The sequence below is a fragment of the Sphingomonas sp. genome (genome assembly GCF_031361285.1).
GTDB lineage: Bacteria > Pseudomonadota > Alphaproteobacteria > Sphingomonadales > Sphingomonadaceae > Sphingomicrobium.
On record NZ_JANMCO010000024.1, the window covers coordinates 1 to 5,358 of the forward strand.

A 5,358-nucleotide genomic window follows, 5' to 3' on the forward strand; every position below is an offset into this window, starting at 1 on the left:
CCGCGAAGTAGCCGACCTGCCAACCGTCAGCGTCGTCGACTTCGACTTGCTGCTGATGGACTTCGCCGAACGCGAGGGGGCCAGTCTGATCCTGCGCGGGCTGCGGGCGGTCGCCGACTTCGAATATGAGTATCAGATGGCGGGCATGAACCAGCAATTGAACGACCGGATCGAGACCGTCTTCCTGATGGCCGACGTGTCGCTTCAGCCGATCGCGTCGAAGCTGGTCAAGGAAATCGCCCGCTATGGCGGGAATATCGAGCGCTTCGTCACCCCGGCAGTCGCGGCCGACGTTGCCCGCCATCTCGGCCAAAGCCGGCCGGGAATCAAATAAGGCTGGAAACAGCAGCAGGCGTGCGATACGGCATCGGACCGTCCAGGGGTGGGAGTGTATCGATGAGTAAAGCCTTGTTCGTGCTACCTTTTCTGGCGCTTGGCTTGATCGCCGCGGCGAAGCCCGTGCCGGTCACGCCGATCGTGTCGGTTGTCGCCCCGGCCGAAATCGCGGCCGATCCCGCCAATCGGTGGACCCTGGAATTGTCGAACGGCGGAAAGGTTGTCGTCTTGTTGCGTCCCGACGTCGCGCCGCGAACGGTTTATCGGATCCAGCAGCTGACCAGCCAGCATTTCTACGACGGCCTGTTGTTCCACCGGGTCATCGCCGGCTTCATGGCTCAGGGCGGCGATCCGCTCGGCACCGGACAGGGCGGGTCCAAGCTGCCCAACCTCAAGGCCGAGTTCAACGATCTGCCGCATGTTCGCGGGGTGGTGTCGATGGCCCGTTCCGAGGCCGACGACAGCGCCAACAGCCAGTTCTTCATCATGCTGTCGCCGAATTTCGCGCTCGATCATCGTTACAGCGCGTTCGGCCGGGTGCTCGAAGGCATGGCGTCGGCGGATATGATCGAGCAAGGCGAGCCGCCCGCCAACCCGACCCGGATCGTCCGCGCCAGCATTGGCGGGCCGCTCCCCGCTGCGCCGCCCGCCGCCGCCGAGCTTCCCGCACCGTCAGCCGCTCCGGCCATAGCGGTCGAGGCGCCCCCGGCAGGCTGATGCGGGTCGACCGGTTTGATTTCGATCTCCCCAACGACCGCATAGCGCTTCGGCCCGCGCGCCCCCGCGACTCCGCCCGGCTGCTCATCATCGATGGCAAGCGGATCACCGACCGCGCGGTGCGCGACCTGCCGCAGATCCTGCGCCCCGGCGATGTCCTGCTGTTCAACGACACGCGGGTGATCCCGGCCCAGCTCGAGGGTCGCCGCGGCGAAGCCAGCATCGGCGCCACCCTCCACAAGCGCGAGGGTCCACGCAGCTGGTGGGCGTTCGTCCGCAACGCCAGGCGCGTCCGCATGGGCGACGTGATCGATTTCGGCGATGGCGTGCGGGCGACCGCGGCCGAGCGTGACGATGCGGGCGCTGTCCTGCTCGTCTTTCACGGCGAGGAACCGGTCGAACTGCTGCTCGGACGCGCGGGCCGGATGCCGCTGCCGCCCTACATCGTTTCGAAGCGCCCGGCAGACGCCGAGGACGTCGAGGACTATCAGACGATGTTCGCGCGCGAGGCCGGGGCGGTCGCCGCGCCGACCGCCGCGCTGCATTTCACCGACCGGCTGATCGCGGCGCTAGACGCGCGCGGCGTGCTGCGCGAGACTCTCACTCTCCACGTCGGGGCGGGCACGTTTCTGCCGGTCAAGGTAGAGGACACGGCGGAGCACCGGATGCACGCCGAGTGGGGCCGCATCGATGCCGCCGCCGCCGGCCGGCTCAACGCCGCCCGCGCTGCCGGCGGCCGGCTGATCGCCGTCGGCACGACCTCGCTCCGCCTGGTCGAGAGCGCCACTGACGAGGAGAGCCGAATCCACGCCTTCGAAGGCGATACCGCAATTTTTATCACTCCCGGCTATCGCTTCCGCGCGGTCGACGGGCTGATGACCAATTACCACTTGCCGCGCTCGACGCTGTTCATGCTGGTCTCGGCGCTGATGGGGCTGGAGACTATGAAGGCGGCCTACGCCCATGCGATCGGCGAAGGATATCGCTTCTACAGCTACGGCGACGCGTCGCTGCTGTTGCCCGCGCGCTAGCCGAGCCGGCCCTCTTTCACGTCGAGCCAGTGCGATAGGTCGCGGCCGAGGAAGGCGCCAAGCTTGGCGATTTCTCCCTTGAGCCGGTCGTGAATGTCGCGTTGCAGCGCGATGGGCATCGGGGAGCGCACCAGCGGCACTCGGTTCCAGCGCAGCAGCTTCTTGCGGACCGAGAAGATCTTTTCCGTGACCGCGTCGTCCGAGGTCGCAGATCCGTTGAGCCGCCGGGCGCGCTGGCGGAATTGCTTCCCGGCGAGGTAATCGCGGGCGAACACCGGCGGGCGCTTAAGCAGGCGCTGCAGCCAGCCGTGACGAAACCCCATGCTTTCGCGCTTGGGGGAGAAGTCGGTGCCGGCGAACGGCTCAAGCCCGAGGAAAGCGACAAAGCGGCGATAGTGGCTCGCCGGGTCGGCAACGAGGTCGTCGAACAGCGACACGAAGCAGCGGTCGCTTCCGAACGCCTCGACGAATTGCTCGACGTAGGTGCCGAACCGTCCCGCCTCGTCATAGCGCAGCCAGCGCGGCTCGAGGCAGGAGCTGGGGATGCGGCGGCCGGCGGCGCGCTCGGGGATCGCCGCCCAGGCGTCCGCGAACCGCTCGATCGTCTCGTCTCCGGTATAGCGCAGCCGGGCGTGGAGCGACGGGAGCATGGTCATCGGGTCCCGGACGGCGATGACGAATTTGGCGTTGGGCCAAAGCTTGAGCGCGGGCAGCAGCATGTCGGGCACGTAGAGATAGCTGACCGAGCCATCGACGCCCGTGTCCCGCCCGTCGCCGCAGTCGGCATAGAAGCGGTCGAGATATTCGCGCTCGATAAAGCGCTGCAGCGCCTCGGCGTCGAGCGCGCGCAGGTCGTGCTGGACGAAGCTGTGCGGTTCCTTGACGAACGGGAAGCAGATGCGTGGATGCTGTTTCAGCCAGCCCGCCAGTGTCGTCGTCCCGCACCGCGGCGCGCCAACGATGAAGATGAAATTGGGCAGGGCGGACAGTTGCAAGCGCGGGTGTCTTTCCTGATATGCCGAGAGGTGAGGCACTAGGCGATGAGATGCCGCGGGAAAAGAGCAGGCGGTGCCTGGGCGGGTCAAGAGCGGGACATTTTGCCCGGCACCAGCGTTCTATTGTCGTGAAGCGTGCTTATGCCCTGATTGCGATGCTCGCGGCGACCGGTTGCCAGGCGATGCCGCTTGGCTGGACCCCGGGAATGCCGCTTGGGGGCACTTGGGGAGGAACCCATGTCGGGCTGGCGCTCGATGCCACCGGCGGACGGCTCGATTATGATTGCGCGAGCGGCGAAATCCTTGGGCCGGTCCAGCCGGATCGCGCCGGCCGCTTCGTCGCCCAAGGATTTCACACGCCGGGCCAGGGTGGACCGGTGCGGGTCGACTATGTTCCTCCGCGCAGGCCCGCGACCTATTCCGGACAGGTGTCGGGCGATTCAATGACCTTGACTGTCCGCGTTGCGGATGGAGCCCTGATCGGGCCAATGACCCTTCGCCGAGGCGCCCAGCCCATGCTTTACCGCTGCCTCTGATCAGCCGGCGAAATAACTCCATAGCAGCCGCGTCGTGAGGCCGAGCGAGAGAATCACCAGCAGCGGGCGGATGACCCGCGCGCCGAACCGCATGGCGGTGTGGCTGCCGAGCCAGCCGCCGGTGATCGACCCCGCCGCCATCGTCAGCCCAAGCAGCCAGAACATTTTGCCGGACAGCGCGAACACCAGCACGCTGGCAAGGTTGCTGGTGAGGTTGAACAGCTTGGTCAGCGCCGTCGCGCGGGTCAGCCCGGCCCCGCGAAGCGCGACCAGCGTAGTGGTATAGAAGCTGCCGACCCCCGGCCCGAAAAACCCGTCGTAGAAGCCAAGCGCGGCGCCGAGCGGATGATAGGCGCCGACCCTGATGCGCTCATGCGCGTCTTCGTCGGTCATGCGCGGCGAGACGATGACGTATAGCGCCACACCCATCAGCAACAGCGGGATGACCAGCCGCAGCGAATCCGCCTTGATCAGCTGGACCGCGGCGACACCGGCGGCAGCGCCAAGGAAGATGAAGACCAGCGTCACCCGATAGGTCCGCCAGTCGACCAGTCCCTTGCGCGCATAGTTCCAGCAGGCGGTGGCGGTGCCGAACATCGACTGCAGCTTGTTGGTCGCCAGCGCATTGAGCGGCGGCACGCCGGCGAACAGCAGGGCCGGCATCATGATTAGTCCGCCGCCGCCAGCGATGGCGTCGACGAATCCGGTAAGCACGGCGGTGGCGGTGAGGGCTGCATAGACCCATGGCTCGATCATGGGTCGAGGCTGTAGCGAGGCGGCGCGACAGCCGCTAGGGAGCGTGCCCAGCATGTCCCGCTTCACCTTCTCCATCGCCGCGACCGACGGCGCCGCGCGCACCGGCGCCATCGCGATGCAGCGCGGGGAGATTCGTACGCCGGCGTTCATGCCGATCGGCACCGCGGCGACGGTCAAGGCAATGAAGCCCGAGGACGTGCGCGGGTCGGGCGCCGACATTCTGCTCGGCAACACCTATCATCTGATGCTTCGCCCTGGCGCGGAGCGGGTGGCGCGGCTCGGCGGACTTCACAAGTTCATGAACTGGGATCGGCCGATCCTGACCGACAGCGGCGGCTACCAGGTGATGAGCCTGGGCGAGCTGACGAAGAAGAGCGAGGAAGGCGTGCGGTTCAAGAGCCACCTCGACGGCTCGTCGCACATGCTGACGCCGGAGCGCTCGATTGAAGTGCAGCGGCTATTGGGCGCCGACATCGTCATGGCGTTCGACGAATGCACGCCGTTTCCAGCCACCGAGGCGATGGCCGAGGCGTCGATGGAGCGGTCGATGCGCTGGGCCAGGCGATCGCGCGACGCATTCGACGCTGGCCATGTCCATGCCGCCGGCGCGGCGCTGTTCGGGATCCAGCAGGGGTCGATGGTTGAGCCGCTCCGAAAGCGATCGTCCGAGGTGCTGCTCGAGATCGGCTTCGACGGCTATGCGGTCGGCGGGTTGGCGGTTGGCGAAGGGCATGAGGCGATGTGCGGCGTACTCGATTTCGCGGTCGCCATGCTGCCCAAAGGCAAGCCGCGCTACGTGATGGGGGTCGGCAAGCCGGACGACATTGTCGAGGCGGTGCGGCGCGGCATCGACATGTTCGATTGCGTGCTGCCGACGCGCTCGGGGCGGACCGGCCAGGCGTTCACCGCCGACGGTCCGATCAACCTGCGCAACGCTCGCTTCGCCGAAGACCAGGGGCCAATCGAGGAGGATTGCCCGTGCCCGAC

The 5,358-nt window shown here is 67.0% G+C and carries 7 protein-coding genes; 5 read left to right on the forward strand and 2 right to left on the reverse strand.

Translation table 11 applies throughout. From position 1 onward, the window contains the following. The 3 genes from coaD to queA form a co-directional block, all read left to right on the forward strand. A partial coding sequence (gene coaD / locus RMO25_RS02640; protein WP_309661057.1) for a pantetheine-phosphate adenylyltransferase occupies positions 1-334 on the forward strand: 334 nt, incomplete at its 5' end. A gap of 62 nt (positions 335-396) precedes the next feature. Beyond that, positions 397-1,053, forward strand: a complete 657-nt coding sequence (locus tag RMO25_RS02645; RefSeq protein WP_309661058.1) for a peptidylprolyl isomerase — start codon at positions 397-399, stop codon at positions 1,051-1,053. Then, positions 1,053-2,084 (forward strand): tRNA preQ1(34) S-adenosylmethionine ribosyltransferase-isomerase QueA, encoded by a 1,032-nt coding sequence (gene queA / locus RMO25_RS02650; RefSeq protein WP_309661059.1) that lies wholly within the window; start codon positions 1,053-1,055, stop codon positions 2,082-2,084. The genes RMO25_RS02645 and queA overlap by 1 nt, the downstream gene beginning before the upstream one ends. On the opposite strand, the gene RMO25_RS02655 is transcribed toward queA, so the two are convergent. Beyond that, the gene (locus tag RMO25_RS02655; protein ID WP_309661060.1) at positions 2,081-3,079 is read right to left on the reverse strand and encodes a sulfotransferase; all 999 of its coding nucleotides are present in this window, start codon (positions 3,077-3,079) and stop codon (positions 2,081-2,083) included. The two genes, queA and RMO25_RS02655, sit on opposite strands and share 4 nt — an antisense overlap. 128 nt (positions 3,080-3,207) lie before the next feature. On the opposite strand from RMO25_RS02655, the gene RMO25_RS02660 reads away from it, so the two are divergent. Next, positions 3,208-3,615, forward strand: coding sequence for a hypothetical protein (locus RMO25_RS02660; protein WP_309661061.1), 408 nt, complete (start codon positions 3,208-3,210; stop codon positions 3,613-3,615). Here the strand turns inward: RMO25_RS02660 and RMO25_RS02665 are convergent, their stop codons facing one another. After that, complete coding sequence (locus RMO25_RS02665; protein ID WP_309661062.1) at positions 3,616-4,371, reverse strand: TSUP family transporter; 756 nt, start codon at positions 4,369-4,371, stop codon at positions 3,616-3,618. Between the two features lie 52 nt (positions 4,372-4,423). On the opposite strand from RMO25_RS02665, the gene tgt reads away from it, so the two are divergent. Further along, a partial coding sequence (gene tgt / locus RMO25_RS02670; RefSeq protein ID WP_309661063.1) for a tRNA guanosine(34) transglycosylase Tgt occupies positions 4,424-5,358 on the forward strand: 935 nt, incomplete at its 3' end.